Annotated in this window: 14 protein-coding genes and 1 tRNA gene; 2 read left to right on the forward strand and 13 right to left on the reverse strand. The window is 45.6% G+C overall.

Translation table 11 applies throughout. The features are described from left to right. Positions 1 to 4: 4 nt before the first annotated feature. From GQ367_RS05825 to GQ367_RS05845, 5 genes are all read right to left on the reverse strand, one after another. Positions 5 to 844: a 3',5'-nucleoside bisphosphate phosphatase gene (locus GQ367_RS05825; RefSeq protein ID WP_215289837.1), complete on the reverse strand. Its 840-nt coding sequence runs from the start codon at positions 842 to 844 to the stop codon at positions 5 to 7. 62 nt (positions 845 to 906) lie between these two features. Continuing rightward, entirely contained in the window at positions 907 to 2,007 is a 1,101-nt protein-coding gene (zapE, locus tag GQ367_RS05830; RefSeq protein WP_215289838.1) for a cell division protein ZapE, read from the reverse strand. Between the two features lie 89 nt (positions 2,008 to 2,096). Continuing rightward, positions 2,097 to 3,533 carry a dihydrolipoyl dehydrogenase gene (gene lpdA / locus GQ367_RS05835; RefSeq protein ID WP_215289840.1) on the reverse strand — a complete coding sequence of 479 codons (1,437 nt, stop codon included), beginning with the start codon at positions 3,531 to 3,533 and terminating at the stop codon, positions 2,097 to 2,099. A 63-nt stretch (positions 3,534 to 3,596) separates the two neighbouring features. Further along, positions 3,597 to 4,811: a 2-oxoglutarate dehydrogenase complex dihydrolipoyllysine-residue succinyltransferase gene (odhB, locus tag GQ367_RS05840; RefSeq protein ID WP_215289841.1), complete on the reverse strand. Its 1,215-nt coding sequence runs from the start codon at positions 4,809 to 4,811 to the stop codon at positions 3,597 to 3,599. Between the two features lie 50 nt (positions 4,812 to 4,861). Continuing rightward, positions 4,862 to 7,717, reverse strand: coding sequence for a 2-oxoglutarate dehydrogenase E1 component (locus tag GQ367_RS05845; RefSeq protein WP_215289843.1), 2,856 nt, complete (start codon positions 7,715 to 7,717; stop codon positions 4,862 to 4,864). A 345-nt stretch (positions 7,718 to 8,062) separates the two neighbouring features. On the opposite strand from GQ367_RS05845, the gene GQ367_RS05850 reads away from it, so the two are divergent. Then, positions 8,063 to 8,752, forward strand: a complete 690-nt coding sequence (locus tag GQ367_RS05850; protein ID WP_215289845.1) for a helix-turn-helix domain-containing protein — start codon at positions 8,063 to 8,065, stop codon at positions 8,750 to 8,752. A 148-nt stretch (positions 8,753 to 8,900) separates the two neighbouring features. Here GQ367_RS05850 and GQ367_RS05855 read toward each other — a convergent pair whose 3' ends face one another. Continuing rightward, on the reverse strand, positions 8,901 to 9,185 hold the full coding sequence (locus tag GQ367_RS05855; protein ID WP_089516018.1) for an H-NS family nucleoid-associated regulatory protein: 285 nt from the start codon (positions 9,183 to 9,185) through the stop codon (positions 8,901 to 8,903). A 256-nt stretch (positions 9,186 to 9,441) separates the two neighbouring features. After that, positions 9,442 to 10,278, reverse strand: a complete 837-nt coding sequence (locus GQ367_RS05860; protein ID WP_215289847.1) for a hypothetical protein — start codon at positions 10,276 to 10,278, stop codon at positions 9,442 to 9,444. A gap of 171 nt (positions 10,279 to 10,449) precedes the next feature. On the opposite strand from GQ367_RS05860, the gene GQ367_RS05865 reads away from it, so the two are divergent. Further along, positions 10,450 to 11,040 carry a rhodanese-like domain-containing protein gene (locus tag GQ367_RS05865; RefSeq protein ID WP_215289849.1) on the forward strand — a complete coding sequence of 197 codons (591 nt, stop codon included), beginning with the start codon at positions 10,450 to 10,452 and terminating at the stop codon, positions 11,038 to 11,040. A 14-nt stretch (positions 11,041 to 11,054) separates the two neighbouring features. Here the strand turns inward: GQ367_RS05865 and GQ367_RS05870 are convergent. The 6 genes from GQ367_RS05870 to rplT all read right to left on the reverse strand — a co-directional run bounded on the left by GQ367_RS05870 (position 11,055) and on the right by rplT (position 15,800). Then, positions 11,055 to 11,131 (reverse strand) — tRNA-Pro (locus GQ367_RS05870). 21 nt (positions 11,132 to 11,152) lie between these two features. After that, the gene (locus GQ367_RS05875) at positions 11,153 to 11,539 is read right to left on the reverse strand and encodes a MerR family transcriptional regulator (RefSeq protein ID WP_215289851.1); all 387 of its coding nucleotides are present in this window, start codon (positions 11,537 to 11,539) and stop codon (positions 11,153 to 11,155) included. Between the two features lie 12 nt (positions 11,540 to 11,551). Then, positions 11,552 to 11,851 carry an integration host factor subunit alpha gene (locus GQ367_RS05880; RefSeq protein WP_089516022.1) on the reverse strand — a complete coding sequence of 100 codons (300 nt, stop codon included), beginning with the start codon at positions 11,849 to 11,851 and terminating at the stop codon, positions 11,552 to 11,554. A gap of 59 nt (positions 11,852 to 11,910) precedes the next feature. Next, positions 11,911 to 14,352, reverse strand: coding sequence for a phenylalanine--tRNA ligase subunit beta (gene pheT, locus GQ367_RS05885; RefSeq protein ID WP_215289853.1), 2,442 nt, complete (start codon positions 14,350 to 14,352; stop codon positions 11,911 to 11,913). 19 nt (positions 14,353 to 14,371) lie between these two features. Beyond that, positions 14,372 to 15,427, reverse strand: a complete 1,056-nt coding sequence (pheS, locus tag GQ367_RS05890; RefSeq protein WP_215289854.1) for a phenylalanine--tRNA ligase subunit alpha — start codon at positions 15,425 to 15,427, stop codon at positions 14,372 to 14,374. A gap of 13 nt (positions 15,428 to 15,440) precedes the next feature. Further along, positions 15,441 to 15,800: a 50S ribosomal protein L20 gene (gene rplT, locus GQ367_RS05895; protein WP_089516027.1), complete on the reverse strand. Its 360-nt coding sequence runs from the start codon at positions 15,798 to 15,800 to the stop codon at positions 15,441 to 15,443. Positions 15,801 to 15,822 lie beyond the last annotated feature (22 nt).

A 15,822-nucleotide genomic window follows, 5' to 3' on the forward strand; every position in this document is an offset into this window, starting at 1 on the left:
TCTCTTATTGAAACTCCAACCAAACAGGTTGTAATTGTGATGGCAGATCTGGCAAGGTGCCCAAATCTACATGGCTCTCAGTGGGACTATGAAAATCAGACCCTCTGGAAGCCAAAAAACCATGCTGTAGTGCTACTTTAGCAAATGTTTTGTACTCGTCCTTGGTATGGCTGCCGGTGACCACTTCAATACCCCGGCCACCCAGATCCTTGAATTCTGCATAAAGCTCGCTTAACTGCAGGCTGGTGTAGTTGTAGCGCCCTGGATGGGCTATCACAGCAATGCCGCCCGCTTGGGTGATCCAAGTGACAGCATCCGTTAAATTGGCCCATTCATGGCCCACATACCCAGGTTTACCTTCTATTAAATAATTGGCAAATACTTCATTGGTGTCTTTACAAACACCAGAATCGACCAAGAATCGTGCGAAATGCGTTCTGGAAATCAGTTCAGGGTTGCCCACAAATTGCAAAGCACCCTCGTAGGCATTTTTAATGCCGATTTGGTCGAGTTGCGCAGAAATCGCTTTGGCTCGATTGGAGCGACCATTTCTGGTCTGATACAGACCTTCAATCAAAGCGGCGTTGGTGTAGTCAATCCCTAAACCAACAATGTGAACTGTTTGAGAAGACCAGGTCACTGAAATTTCAACACCAGAGATGTACTTCATGCCCAGATCTTCAGCGGCCTTTTTGGCGCGCTCCTGACCACCTACTTCATCGTGATCGGTCAAAGACCATACCTGCACACCATTGGCATGAGCACGACAAGCCAGAGCTTCCGGGGTCAAAGTCCCATCAGAAACAACGGAGTGGCAATGCAAATCGGCATTGAGTGTGTGCATATCCCTATTTTACTTGCCTATTGGCTGTAATGCTTTGAGATTAAAGATCAACTAAGTCAGACCTAAGTCAGGCTGGTATCAACGATGCGCCTAGGCGCCTCAAGGTATTCCTTGGATTGCATCTCAACAATTCGTGAAACAGTTCTATGGAATTCTCCAGCCATTTGGCCTTCGGTGTAGAGTAATTCCGGAGCGACCTCAGCAGAAATGATGAGCTTGACCTTGTGGTCATAAAAGACATCGATCAACCAGGTAAAGCGTCTGGCCTCACTGGACATTCTGGGGGGCATGTGTGGCACATCCGATAAAAGCACCGTGTGAAAAAGATTTGAAATCTCTAAATAATCATTTTGTGACCTTGGGCCACCACACAAAGTTTTAAAGTTAAACCAAGCAACGCCACCAGCTCGTCGGACTGCGTTGATTTCTCTTGATTCAATGAACAAAGTGGCATTTTCTTCGTCATGCGCCTCAGCAATTTTATTGAAAACACCATCCATGATTTTGGCTGTTTCAGGGCCCAAAGGCGTGTAGTAGGCTTGGACCTGCTCCATGGCTTTTCGGCGGTAGTCAACTCCCGCATCGACATTGATGATGTCCAACTTTTCTTGAAGCAAAGCAATCGCAGGTAAAAGGCGTTCGCGTTGCAAGCCATCTGGGTAAAGTAAATCTGGACGGTAGTTGGAGGTCATGATGAATTGCACTCGATTCTTAAATAAAGAATCGAGTAGCTTGTACAAAATCATCGCATCAGCCACATCGCTGATGTGAAATTCATCAAAACAAATTAATCGATATTTCTTTGCAATTTTTTTACCCAGAGCATCCAAAGGGTCTGCTTGACCTCTGAGATCTTGAAGTTCTCGATGAACCTCACGCATGAACTCATGAAAATGTAAGCGGGTGAGTTTTTCTAATGGGCAAACTTCATAAAAACAATCCATCAGAAATGACTTACCTCGACCAACACCACCCCACAGATAAACACCTTTTGGCAAATCCGGAAAGCGCACCAATTTAGCAATGGGGCCACCTCTTACATCCTTATAGGCTTGCCATTCATCCTGACTGATTTGCAAGCGATCAATCGCAGCCTGTTGAGCTGGATCGCTACCGTAACCGCGTTTAATCAGTTCTTGTTGGTAAAAATCAATGACTTTCATTGGTCCATTTTTAAAAGAATTTGGGGATCGCAAAACTTCTGTTTATCGACCCCCAATTTGTCACTCTTGAAAAAGCAACATCACACGCATTACATGTTCAATGCACGTTTGTCAGTTGCCAAAGCGGCTTCTCTCACAACTTCTGACAAGCTTGGGTGTGGATGACAAACACGGCCGATGTCTTCAGCGGCTGCTTTGAATTCCATCGCCACAGCGGCTTCAGCGATCAAGTCTGAGGCTGCTGAACCAACGATGTGAACACCAAGGATCTCATCAGTCTGAGCATCAGCCAATACTTTCACGAAACCATCAGCAGAGCCCATACCCAAGGCACGACCGTTGGCCGCAAACGGGAACTGACCTGGCTTATAAGCACGGCCTTCGGCTTTTAATTGCTGTTCAGTTTTACCAACCCAAGCAATCTCAGGAGATGTGTAGATCACCCAAGGAATGCAGTTGTAATCAATGTGTGGTTTTTGACCAGCGATCACTTCAGCCACCAAGACACCTTCGTCTTCAGCTTTGTGTGCCAACATCGGACCACGTACCACGTCACCCACAGCGTATACGCCAGGAGCTGAAGTGGCACATGTGTGGTTGTCGATTGGAATGAAACCACGCTCATCCACTTTTAAGCCGATGGCTTCTAAGTTCAAACCTTCAGTGTTTGGTACACGACCCACTGACACGATCAAACGATCACATTCTAATTTTTGAGCTGCACCAGTGCTGTCTGTGTAAGCCACTGACACACCTTTTTTAGATGCTTTCACTTCACCAATCTTCACGCCCAAATTGATGTTCAAGCCTTGCTTGGTGAATAGTTTGTGAGCTTCTTTGGCAACGCCTTCATCACAAGCACCCAAGAAGCTTGGTAAAGCTTCAAGGATTGTGACTTCAGCACCTAAACGACGCCAAACAGAACCCAACTCAAGACCAATCACGCCAGCACCAATCACGCCTAATTTCTTAGGAGTGGCGCCAAACTTGAGTGCGCCTTCGTTATCGCAAATCAATTCGTTATCAACAGGCATACCTGGCAAATGACGGGCTTTAGAACCTGTAGCGATGATGACGTTTTTAGCAGTTACTGTGCCAGCGTCTTTACCGTCCACCTTGATCTGGTAACCATCAGCGCCCTTGCCTGCAAATGAAGCATGGCCTCTTAACAAAGTGATTTTGTTTTTGCGGAACAAGAACTGAATGCCACCTGTCATCTTGCCAACGATGTCGTCTTTGCGAGCAATCATCTTCTTCACATCGATGCTGGCATCTTTAACACTGATACCGTGATCACCAATGTGATGAGCGATGTTCTCAAATTCTTCAGAGCTGGCCAACAATGCTTTTGATGGAATACAACCAACGTTCAAGCAAGTACCGCCCAAACGCGGCTCACCTTTTGGATCGTCATATGGATTGCTTTCGGCACACGCTACTTTGAAACCCAATTGAGCGGCACGAATCGCAGCGATGTAACCACCAGGGCCACCACCAATGACAACTACGTCAAAATTTTGACTCATAATTTTTTCCTATTTCTCTTTGTCTTTGACTGTATGGATTTAAGGCTTAAATTAATTATTTAATTAAAGGTCTAACAAAAGACGTGCTGGATCTTCCAACGCTTCTTTCATTGCAACCAAACCTAATACAGCTTCACGACCGTCAATGATGCGGTGGTCGTAAGACATCGCCAAATAGTTGATTGGACGCACCACCACTTGACCATTTTCAACAACAGCGCGGTCTTTAGTAGCGTGGATACCCAAAATAGCTGACTGCGGTGGGTTGATGATCGGTGTAGACAACATTGAACCGAAGATACCGCCGTTAGAGATTGAGAAAGTACCGCCCGACAAGTCATCAAGTGTTAATTTGCCATCGCGTGCTTTAACGCCAAATTCAGCAATTTTCTTTTCAATATCAGCCAAGCTCATTTGATCAGCATCGCGCAGAATAGGTACCACTAGACCACGTGGTGAACCAACGGCGATACCAATGTCAAAGTAACCGTGATAAACGATGTCGTTACCATCCACTGAGGCATTGAGAATCGGATACTTCTTCAAAGCATGCACTGCAGCTTTAACGAAGAAAGACATGAAACCTAACTTAACGCCATGCTCTTTTTCAAACTGGTCTTTGTATTTACCGCGCATGCCCATCACTGGAGCCATGTTCACTTCGTTGAACGTGGTCAAAATGGCATTGGTTTGCTGAGATTGCAATAAACGCTCAGCAATACGAGCACGCAAACGGCTCATTGGTACGCGCTCTTCTGGGCGATTACCGATATTCACTTGCGGTGCTGCTGGTGCAGCAGCTGCTTTAGCAACTGGAGCTGTGCCAGACAATGTTGCAAGAACATCACCTTTGGTCACACGACCATCTTTACCTGAACCACCCACTTGAGCAGCCGATAGATTGTTTTCTGCCATCAACTTAGCAGCTGAAGGCATTGCTTTAGCACTGGCTGATGCAGCGGCTGCTGGCGCAGCAGCAGGAGCTGCGGCAGGAGCAGCAGCAGGAGCGGCCGCTGCTGGTGCAGCAGCAGCTTTAGCAGCGCTGTCAATTTTTGCAATCACTTGGTCAGAAACCACTGTGCCGCCGTCACCCACCACGATTTCAGCCAATACACCAGCTGAAGGCGCTGGTACTTCAAGCACCACTTTGTCGGTTTCGATTTCGATCAAGATTTCATCTTGAGCAACCGCTTCACCGGCTTTTTTCTTCCAAGTCAACATTGTTGCTTCTGCAACTGATTCTGATAATTGTGGAACTTTGACGTCTACGATAGCCATGTTCTTTTTCCCTTATTTTCTATAGAGTATTTGTTAGTGTTATTAACTGATTATTTGGTGAGTACAAAACCTTTGAGTTTGGCAAACGCGCCTTCAACCAAAGATTTTTGTTGATCTTGGTGCAAGTGAGCGTAACCACAAGCCGGAGAGGCTGAAGCTGGGCGACCTGAGTAACCCAATTTTTGACCCTCTGTCATGTTCTCGTGAATGTTGTGTTGAATGAAGAACCATGCGCCCTGATTTTGTGGCTCGTCCTGACACCAAACAATTTCTGTGGCTTTTGGATATTTCTTCATTTCTGCAGCAAATGCTTTGTGTGGGAACGGGTACAACTGTTCAACACGAATTAATGCCACATCATTTTGTTTCTTGGCTTCACGAGCTTTTACCAAGTCGTAATAAACCTTACCTGAGCAAGCAACCACACGGGTTACTTTCTTAGCATCAATGCTGTCATCCAATTCACCGATCACTGTTTTGAATTCGCCTTTGGTGAATTCTGAAACTGGTGATGTGGCATCTTTATTTCTCAACAAAGATTTTGGAGTCATGATGATCAACGGCTTACGGAACTGACGGATCATCTGACGACGCAACAAATGGAAAATTTGTGAGGCAGTGGTTGGCTGAACAACTTGCATGTTCATGTCAGCACACAATTGCATGAAGCGCTCAGGACGTGCTGATGAGTGCTCAGGACCCTGACCTTCATAGCCGTGAGGCAACATGAGCACTAGACCATTCGCACGACCCCACTTCACTTCGCCAGAGGCGATGAACTGGTCGATCACCACTTGCGCACCGTTCACGAAGTCACCGAACTGGGCTTCCCAAATAGTCAAAGTGTTTGGTTCAGCAGCGGCGTAACCATATTCAAAACCAAGAACTGCTTCTTCTGAAAGGATCGAGTCGATCACTGTGAAATGAGCTTGACCGTCTGCAACGTTTTCTAGAGGAACGTATGTACCAATGTCCCACTTTTCGCGATTTTGATCATGGATCACTGCGTGACGGTGTGTGAATGTGCCACGACCTGAGTCTTCACCTGATAAACGAATCGGGTAACCGCTCGCCACCAATGAAGCAAACGCCATGTGCTCACCCATACCCCAGTCAACGTTGACTTCACCACGGCCCATGGCCGCACGATTGTTCAATACGTTTTCAACGAGATTGTGTGGCTTAAAGCCTTCTGGCACTTTTGTAATACGTTCTGCCAAGCGCTTCCACTCAGCCAAAGGAATCGCTGTATCCGCTGAGTCAGTCCATTTCTTATTCAAGAATGGAGACCAATCAACGGCATGCTTACCTTTGAAATTAGAGATCACTGGATCAACAGTGTGCTTACCGGCGTCCATCGCAGAGCGGTAGGCTTTGACCATTTCATCACCGCCACCTGCTTGCAATACGCCTTGAGCTTCAAGCTTGTCGGCGTATAACTTGCGAGTACCAGGATGTTGTGCAATCTTTTTGTACATCAAAGGCTGAGTCAAGGCTGGAGTGTCTTGCTCGTTGTGACCTAATTTACGGAAACAGATAATGTCGATCGCCACGTCTTTCTTGAAAGTGTTGCGATATTCAACAGCCAACTGAGTAGCGAACACCACTGCTTCAGGATCATCACCGTTCACATGCAACACAGGTGCCTCGATTGTTTTGAGGATGTCTGTACAGTAAAGAGTCGAACGCAAGTCACGTGGGTCTGATGTCGTGAAACCAATTTGGTTATTGATCACGATGTGAATCGTGCCACCAGTGTAGTAACCACGAACCTCAGCCATCGCCAATGTTTCTTGAACCACACCTTGACCAGCAATCGCTGCATCACCGTGAACCAAGATTGGCATCACTTGATCACCTGTTGTGTCGCCACGACGGTCCATACGCGCACGCACTGAACCTTCAACCACTGGGTTCACGATCTCTAGGTGAGATGGGTTGAACGCCAATGACAAATGCACAGGACCGCCAGGAGTTGTCACATCGCTTGAGAAACCTTGGTGATACTTAACGTCACCAGCAGGTAAATCTTCTGGGGCTGTGTGATCGAATTCAGCGAACAAGTCTTTAGGCATCTTACCTAATGTGTTCACCAACACGTTCAAACGACCACGGTGAGCCATACCAATCACGATCTCTTGAACGCCAGCCAGACCCGCTACTTTAAGCACTTCATCCATCGAAGCAATGAAACTTTCACCACCTTCTAATGAGAAACGCTTTTGACCCACATACTTGGTGTGCAAGTAACGCTCTAAGCCTTCAGCAGCTGTTAAGCGCTCAAGAACTTGTTTTTTCTTTTCTGGTGAGAAGCTTGGAGTTGATCTCGCAGCTTCTAATTTTTCTTGCCACCAACGCTTGATCTTTTGATCAGTGATGTACATGAACTCAGCACCGATGGTGCCTGAGTATGTTTGGCGCAAGTTTTGCAACAACTCACGCAAAGTCATGTTGTCTTTGCCAAAGAATGTGTTGCTGGTATTGAATACGATATCCATGTCGGCATCACCCAAACCGTAGAAGGCAGGATCAAGCTCTGGAATATTTGGGCGCTCAGTGCGCTTGAGTGGGTCTAAATCGGCCCAACGGTTACCAACGTTTCGGTGAGCAGCAATGAGCTGTTGTACAGCAACGCGTTTGCGACCTAGTTCTGAATCGGCAGAGTCATTGATAACACGGATTGGACCTTGCTTGGCACGCTCAGCAAAAGCGTTGACCACTGGGGCATGAGGTACATCGTGTTTGGTTGAACCATCAACAGCTGGCACTAATTGAACATTGTCAAAATATTCACGCCAATAGTCTGAGACAGAAGCTGGGTTTTGAAGATAGGCTTCGTAGAGTTCTTCTACGTAGGGCGCGTTACCGCCAAAGAGATAAGAACTACCTCTGTAGGACTGCATCATATTGCTCACCTTTCATCGGGTATCCCGAGTTTGTAGTGGGTTATAACCTTCCGCGACACGGCTTGACCGGTTAGCGGATTGCGTACAAGTTGTAACTACCACGGAAAAATTCCGTAATTAAGAGCTTAACACTTCCAGAACTGATTTGGCTGACTTTTTTAATAAAAATCTCCTTAAACCCAATGTTTAACTCATCCCTTGAGGCTTTCCCCTTATCAAATAGATCAGTTATGACAGTTTTTTGTAAGAAATTTCCTACAAACAAATCAGAATCGTCTGATTACGTAGCAAAAAAATTAAATATACGATTTCAGGTCCTTTCATCACTTATTAGGAAAGTATTAGATGGACCTTAAAAAAGAAGAAAATCCTAAAGATTTCTTGAGTACTCGCGAAACCGCGAAGCACCTTCAAGTATCACTAGGTACCGTCCAAAAGATGGTTGAGACTGGCGAGTTATTGGCTTGGAAAACCCGAGGTGGTCACCGCCGTATTTTGATGTCCTCATTAGAGCAACTGCTGACCCGCCGAAGAATGGGCATCCGCGAACGCTGTGGCAATCAGTTCTTATTACTCTGTATTTTGCGGGGCGAAGAGCAGTTCGAAGACTTTAAAAAGTTCGTAGAGCCTTGGGAGTCCTCAGTCGATTTGCATTTATGCCATGACACCCTAGAAGCCTTGATGCAAGCGGTTTCCCTATCACCTGATGTGATTTATTTGGATTGGCGTATCAGCCCGGTTGAGCAAGTGCATTTACTGCATTATTTGCAAAGAAACCTGCATACCAGACATATCCCCACTTTGGTCGAGGCTGGGTTCTTAAAGCTCCACCCTCAAGTGACAAAGATTCCCCCAGAAGTGAAAGAATATCCACCCAATAAGGAACCTAAGATTTTGACCAATTCAATGATCAGGGGATATAAGAAAGATAAGTTACTTTTAGCCAAGGGCGAGCTTAATTTGCTTTATGCCCACAAGATAGAAACCTTGATTTTGGATTGCCTGGTGCAGAAATGCGAAGAGGCTGGAATATAAGCTCTGATCGCAAAAGATCTACATCAAAAGATCTGGAGAAAATATGAGTTTGTATGAATAAAAGGCCTGTTAATCTTCATTAACAGGCCTTTTATTATTGAGCTATTTACTACTATTTATTACTGCATTACTTCATGAGTAATCGGTATTAAATTGCAAATTGGGCGCGGTTTTGACCTTCGATCCATTTTGGCGCTTTGCCACGGCCAGTCCAGGTTTCGCCTGTGTTTGGATTGCGGTATTTAGCAGCAACCTTACCACCACGTGAGCCTGCAGGACCTTTGCGATTGAATATATCAGAGGCGCTCAAGTTATATTGTTCAATGATGGCTTTTGCCTTAGCAACGCCTTCTGCTTTTTCACGGGCTTTAGCTTCAAGGATTTGTTTCTCTAAAGATTCTTTTTGAGCTAATAACTCTTGATAAGTTGCCATTGATTCTCCAAATATTATATAAGTTTAATAAGTATTAATTTACTCAGCAGTTAATAAACCAGTTTGCTGAGCTATCTCATCAATTAATTATTGAGGATATTTATTATAGTAACTATTAAATACCTAATCGGCAAGTATTTAATCATTTATTTAGATTATTAATAATAATGTTTATATAAATATAATAATATTTATATGTTTTGATGATTTTATTCAGACCAGCTATTTACTTAAAATCCTTGATTTATAAGCACTTTTAATCAATTAAAAGAGCTTCAACCTTGGCTGTCATCAAAATTTTGCCAATGGCGGTCATGACTTCTTTTTCTTTGCCTCTAAAGCCATGCTCGGTAAATGCCTTGCACGCATCCCCACGAAAATCACCTCCTCCAGTGACCGTGATCAATGGACGTTTGTATTTTTCTGCGATGGACTTCGCTCCTGTATGAGTGGTCAGGTAACAAGGATCATTGAGATGATGGATGAAGATATGATTGGCTTTGGCGTAATCAAAATTACTGAGTTCTGAATAAGAGTTTCTGGCATTGGGTTCAGTGATCGAAGCTGTATGAATCGCTCCTTTATAAATACTCGGCTCATGAGTGAGTGCAAAGCTTGATGAGACTGTGCCCATCGATGTACCTACTGCCCATATCTCTTGAATGCTTGGGTATTGTTTTTTAACTTCCTGAATTAACTTCAATACATCTTGATGGCGTTTAGAGGAAGCTTGATAACTGCTTGAGCAATAGTCACCGCTATCCGAGTGACAATCCACAACCAAAGTAGCAATTGCATCAGTGGCCAAGTGACGGCGCGAACGAATCAAGAAATTTCCTGAGAGCTTAGAGGAAGTCATGCTCTGCCCTTCAACCACTGGTCTTACCACTGATGGATAGCCCGGAAATAAAACAGCCAGTCGTGTGGGCGCTGCGCTGTTAGTCGTCAGTGATAAAACACCTTGCTGCTGAATGCCCGGAGATAGTTCAACTGAGATGAGTTGTTCTTTAAGGCCTATGGCGTGTTCAGGAATGGTTTGAGCTGAAAGGCCTGATGAAATAAATGTCAAAAATAATATGAAGGCTATTTTCATATTCTTGCTCCAAGAATTATTTACTCTATCAAATTTGATCATCTTACTCCGCAAGCATTAAGTGGTCGAACAACTAGGAATAAACAGTAACTAGTAATGTGTGAGCAAGTATCTAGGCCGAAGATAGCGCCTACATAAGTCAGAACACATATAAATACATTAAGGATCATCATGAAAAAGTTACTCATTTTAGGCATCAGTATGTTTGCCAGTCAGTTGGTTTTTGCTCAAGCAGCCACCATTGCACCAGGCACTCCACTCAGTATTTTTGAAGGCAAAAAAGAAGTGGTTGTTCAAACCAGCAATGGTCCAGTGACCATCACTCGCGTGATGACAAGCTGCGCCAAGAACGGTGGCACATTACAACCTCTCATTCCTCTTCCAGGCGTGACTCCTATTAGCGAAGCTGAAATCATGACGGCTTTGGGTGATAAGAATTCTTTGGTGGTAGATATGCGTGATTCAAATGATCGTATCAAGGGCACGATTCCAGGATCAGTCGGCATTCCTTACACTGAAGTTGCTATGCGCATGGATGAACTTGGTTGCAAAAAGTTGCCAGCTGGTGGAAAGAAGCCATGGGACTGCAGCAAAGCTAAGAAAGTCTATAGCTTCTGCAATGGTCCTGTTTGCCCTCAAAGCCCAATGGCGATGAAAGCAATGGTTCGTGACGGCTTCCCAGCCACTAAGATTTATTACTACCGTGGCGGCATGCTTGATTGGGACGCTTTAGGTTTAACAAGCGTTAAAGGTGAGTTTTAATTAATTATTGGAGTTGGTCGGGGCGAGAGGATTTGAACCTCCGACCACTTGCACCCCATGCAAGTACGCTACCAGGCTGCGCTACGCCCCGACTTAACAGAAAATTGTATAACTATTTAGATAGGATTTTTAGGACGGCTTCTAGCTCAGTCCTGATTGAATCTTGATGCTGGCCATTAACTCGGTGTTGGCTGTGGGCCGGGACTGAATTTTCTTGGCTTGATTCATTGAGGCGCAATTTGGCGCCATTGATGGTGAAACCTTCTTCGTAAAGCAGTTCTCTGATTCTGCGAATCAGCACCACTTCATGGTGTTGGTAATAACGACGATTACCGCGACGCTTTTGTGGGTTGAGTTGATTGAACTCTTGCTCCCAATATCTCAAGACGTGCGGCTTAACATCACACAACTCCCCTACTTCACCAATGGTGAAGTAGCGTTTCGCTGGAATTGGAGGGAGAGATCCCCCGGCAGTGATGCCGTGAATATTTTTTTCCATATGTGAAACTCTTTAGACCTTAGGATCGACCTTGTCTTTGAGCTTTTGGCTGGCGTGGAATGTGACCACGCGTCTGGCTGAGATAGGTACCAACTCACCAGTTTTAGGATTGCGGCCAGGACGAGCTGATTTTTCTCTCAATTGGAAGTTACCAAATCCAGAGATTTTGACGTCCACACCTGATTGCAAAGATTGACCCACTGTTTCAAAGAAAGAGTCGATCAAGTCTTTGGCTTCACGCTTGTTTAAACCAACTTGGTCAAACAAGGCGTCTGATAATTCTGCTTTTGTAATTGTTGCGGCATCACTCATGTCTGCACTCCACTTTTACTTTGTTCTGTTGTTGATTCTGTTCTTAACTGCGCTATAGGTCAACGAATTCTTGCTTTGCATTTTACGCTCATGGCATCTAACAAGGCTGAAATCACAGGTTCGATCTGAGCATCTTGTAATGTACCTGATTCATCTGACAAAGTGATCCTAAACGCCAAACTCTTTTCGTTTTCAGCCATTCCGCCCATTCTGCCTGCAGTTGGCTTGAATTCGTCAAATAAGTCGATTTTCTTTACCAATAACTGCTTTGAGGCCTTCATGGCTTCTTGCAACTGAGTCACAGTGACCGATTGATCCACAACCACCGCCAAGTCCCTGGTAACCGCTGGGAATTTACTGATCGTGTTGATGACCGGCAAACCGATGTCTTGGATAGCTGCCCAGTCAATTTCAAATAAAACAACTGAACCCGGGATGTCATAAGCTTGCTGCCAACGCGGGTGAAGTTCACCAATCACGCCCAAGTTAATGTCTTTGCCACGCTTCTTGATCGAAATTTGTGCACTGCGTCCAGGATGCAAGGCTGGGTGTTCTGTTTTTTCTGCTTTGAATTCCAAAGGAGCCAATAGTGCCTCTAGATCGCCTTTGACATCAAAGAAGTCCACTGAGCGAGTTGGCGTACCCCATTGTTCTGGCACTGCTGGACCATAGGCCAAACCGGCCACGCGAACTGGTTGATCGTAACCAGCAATGCTTAACTCACCTACTTGAGCTTCTGGGTTGCGTTGGAATACACGACCCACTTCAAATAAACGCACACGCGTTGCTTTGCGGTTGATGTTTTGTTTGAGATTTTGTACCAAACCACCGATTAAGTTACTTCTCATGACTGAGTACTGGCTAGCGATCGGATTGAGTACTTTGATTGGGTTGGTGTTACCTGCTAATTTTTCTTCTGTGTCAGCGTCAATGAAACCAAAGTTCATGATCTCTTGATAGGCTCTGTTTGCAATCGCGTGACGTAATTGATGGATGCCACGCTTAGGCTCTTGCGTGCCCTGCATGCGCTGCTCTGCCACTGGTGGGTTGGCTGGAATGTTTTCAAAGCCGTAAAGTCTGGCAACTTCTTCAATCAGGTCTTCTTCGATTTCAATATCGAAACGGTGGCTTGGAGCTTTGACCACAAATGCTTCATTGCCTTCGCGTTGGTATTGCAAACCAATGCGATCAAATAATTGCGCAATCACATCAGCAGTCAATGGCACACCAATGACTTTTTGTGCACGAGCCACTCTTAAACGAACGTCTGAACGCTTTGGCAAGTCAACGATTTGGTCATCAACAGGACCTAACTGACCACCACAGATTTCAGCAATCAATCCTGAAACAAATTCAAGGGCATTGACCGTGCCTGCAGGATCAACGCCACGCTCAAAGCGATGCGCAGCATCGGTTGAGAAGTTGAATCTTCTGCTGCGACCTTGGATGGCTGATGGCCACCAGAAAGCAGATTCGAGATAAATGTCTTGTGTATCTAAAGTAACAGAGCTTGGGTTACCACCCATGATGCCTGCCATGCTTTCTACACCGTTGGCATCAGCAATCACGCCAACACCTTGACCATTCAATGGCGCCACAGAAACTGTTTGGCCATTCAATAGTTCTAATTGTTCACCATCACGACCCCAACGAACTGTTAAGTCGCCTTTGATCTTGTTCAAATCAAACACATGCGTTGGTTGACCAATCGCCAACATCGCATAGTTTGAGATATCTACCAAAGCAGAAATACTTCTTTGACCAGCGCCTTCTAAACAACGCACCATCCAGTCAGGAGTTTTAGCTTTGGCATTAACGCCTTTGATCACACGACCAGCAAATCGACCACAAAGGTCTTTGTTTTCTACTGTGACTTTGAGTGTGTCTTGAATGCTGCTTTTTTGCGCTTCAATCTTTGGTGCGCATAGCTTGGCACCAGTGATGGCAGATACTTCACGTGCCACACCAAGGATTGATAAGCAATCAGCTTTGTTTGGTGTGAGCTTGATGATGAAAATCGTGTCATCAAGTTTTAAGTGCTCACGAATGTCTTGTCCAATAGGTGCATCAGCAGCCAACTCCATGATGCCTTCAGAGTCTTGACCAACACCTAGTTCGCGACCTGAACACAACATGCCTTGAGATTCAACACCGCGCAATTTGCCAAGTTTGATAGCGAATGGTTTGCCGCCCTCTTCAGATGGTGGCAATTGCGCACCAACCAAAGCACAAGGAATCTTGATACCAACGCGAGCATTTGGAGCACCACAAACAATTTGTAATGTCTCGCCACCAGCATTGACTTTGCATACGCGCAAGCGGTCTGCATCAGGGTGCTGGGAAGCTTCCAAAATTTCTGCAACAACCACTTGTGTGAATGGCGGCGCTAAAGGACGTGTTTCTTCAACTTCAAGACCTGCCATTGTCAAAGCATGTGACAACTGCTCCGTTGTCATGTCAGGATTAACGTATTGTCTGAGCCAGGATTCTGAAAATTGCATGATGGTTGCTCAGTCTGAATTAAGCTGGGAATTGAGATAAGAAACGAATGTCGTTTTCAAAGAACAAACGCAAATCGTCAATGCCATAGCGCAACATGGTCAAGCGCTCTAAACCTGAGCCAAAAGCAAATCCAATATAACGCTCAGGGTCTAGACCCATGTTGCGCAAAACAGTTGGATGAACTTGACCTGCTCCTGAAATTTCTAACCAACGACCCGCCAACTTGCCTGAACCAAAGGCCATATCAATTTCTGCTGATGGCTCTGTGAACGGGAAGTACGATGGGCGGAAACGAACATCAATGGCGTCCGTTTCAAAGAATGTTTTTAAGAAGTCGGTGTACACACCTTTGAGGTCTGCAAAAGATACGTTCTCTGCAATCCACAAACCTTCTACTTGATTGAACATCGGTGAGTGCGTCGCATCACTATCAACACGGTAAGTGCGACCTGGTGCAATCACTTTGATCGGTGGCATTACTCCATTTTTGGCATCTTTGGCGTGGCGTGCCACATGAGCGCTGGCATAACGAACTTGCATTGGGCTGGTGTGCGTGCGCAATAGCAATGGTTTGTTTTGCTCATCAACACCTTCCACATAGAAAGTGTCTTGCATGGATCTGGCTGGGTGATTTTCAGGGCTGTTCAGCGCCGTGAAATTGAACCAGTCGTTTTCGATTTCTGGGCCATCGGCCACATCGAAACCAACTGATCGGAAAATTTGTTCAACACGTTCCCAAGTGCGCATCACTGGATGCAAGCTACCACTGTCTTGACCACGACCTGGCATGGTGACATCAATGGCTTCAGCACTTAAACGAGTTTGTAAGACAGCATCAGCCAATGCTTGGCGACGCGCATTGAGCGCTGCTTCTACGGCTGATTTAACTTGGTTGATTTCTGCGCCGGCTGCTTTGCGTGCCTCAGGATCCAACGCACCTAGCGACTTAAGACGCTCTGTGAGAATTCCGGATTTACCGAGGTAGCGTGCCTTGGCGTCTTCGAGGGCCGCCGAATCGGCGGCACCATCGAAGTCCCGCTTGGCATCCTCGACAACTTGGTCGAGTGAAACCATGTGCGGGCCCTACTTACGCAGCTACTACTGTTTTGATACGAGCGACTAAGGCAGCAAACGCTGGCTTGTCGTTGATCGCCATGTCAGATAGAACCTTACGGTCTAACTCAACACCTGATCGCTTCATACCATTCATGAATACGCTGTATGTCACATCGTATTGGCGAACAGCAGCATTGATACGTGCAATCCACAAAGCACGGAATACGCGCTTCTTATTGCGACGGTCACGGTAAGCGTACTGACCAGCACGCATAACCGCTTGCTTAGCAATACGGAATACATTCTTACGACGGCCGCGGTAACCTTTGGCAGCATCGATAACTTTTTTATGACGGGCTCTAGCTGTAACCCCGCGTTTGACTCTTGGCATGTGATTCTCCTATTCGTCTGAG

The sequence above is a fragment of the Polynucleobacter sp. MWH-CaK5 genome (assembly GCF_018687615.1).
In the GTDB taxonomy this organism is placed as follows: domain Bacteria; phylum Pseudomonadota; class Gammaproteobacteria; order Burkholderiales; family Burkholderiaceae; genus Polynucleobacter.

Coding starts and splice junctions, on each gene's coding strand:
- GQ367_RS05825 (WP_215289837.1), bottom strand. CDS start 844: ATGCACACACTCAATGCCGATTTGCATTGCCACTCCGTTGTTTCTGAT.
- zapE (WP_215289838.1), bottom strand. CDS start 2,007: ATGAAAGTCATTGATTTTTACCAACAAGAACTGATTAAACGCGGTTAC.
- lpdA (WP_215289840.1), bottom strand. CDS start 3,533: ATGAGTCAAAATTTTGACGTAGTTGTCATTGGTGGTGGCCCTGGTGGT.
- odhB (WP_215289841.1), bottom strand. CDS start 4,811: ATGGCTATCGTAGACGTCAAAGTTCCACAATTATCAGAATCAGTTGCA.
- GQ367_RS05845 (WP_215289843.1), bottom strand. CDS start 7,717: ATGATGCAGTCCTACAGAGGTAGTTCTTATCTCTTTGGCGGTAACGCG.
- GQ367_RS05850 (WP_215289845.1), top strand. CDS start 8,063: ATGGACCTTAAAAAAGAAGAAAATCCTAAAGATTTCTTGAGTACTCGC.
- GQ367_RS05855 (WP_089516018.1), bottom strand. CDS start 9,185: ATGGCAACTTATCAAGAGTTATTAGCTCAAAAAGAATCTTTAGAGAAA.
- GQ367_RS05860 (WP_215289847.1), bottom strand. CDS start 10,278: ATGAAAATAGCCTTCATATTATTTTTGACATTTATTTCATCAGGCCTT.
- GQ367_RS05865 (WP_215289849.1), top strand. CDS start 10,450: ATGAAAAAGTTACTCATTTTAGGCATCAGTATGTTTGCCAGTCAGTTG.
- GQ367_RS05875 (WP_215289851.1), bottom strand. CDS start 11,539: ATGGAAAAAAATATTCACGGCATCACTGCCGGGGGATCTCTCCCTCCA.
- GQ367_RS05880 (WP_089516022.1), bottom strand. CDS start 11,851: ATGAGTGATGCCGCAACAATTACAAAAGCAGAATTATCAGACGCCTTG.
- pheT (WP_215289853.1), bottom strand. CDS start 14,352: ATGCAATTTTCAGAATCCTGGCTCAGACAATACGTTAATCCTGACATG.
- pheS (WP_215289854.1), bottom strand. CDS start 15,427: ATGGTTTCACTCGACCAAGTTGTCGAGGATGCCAAGCGGGACTTCGAT.
- rplT (WP_089516027.1), bottom strand. CDS start 15,800: ATGCCAAGAGTCAAACGCGGGGTTACAGCTAGAGCCCGTCATAAAAAA.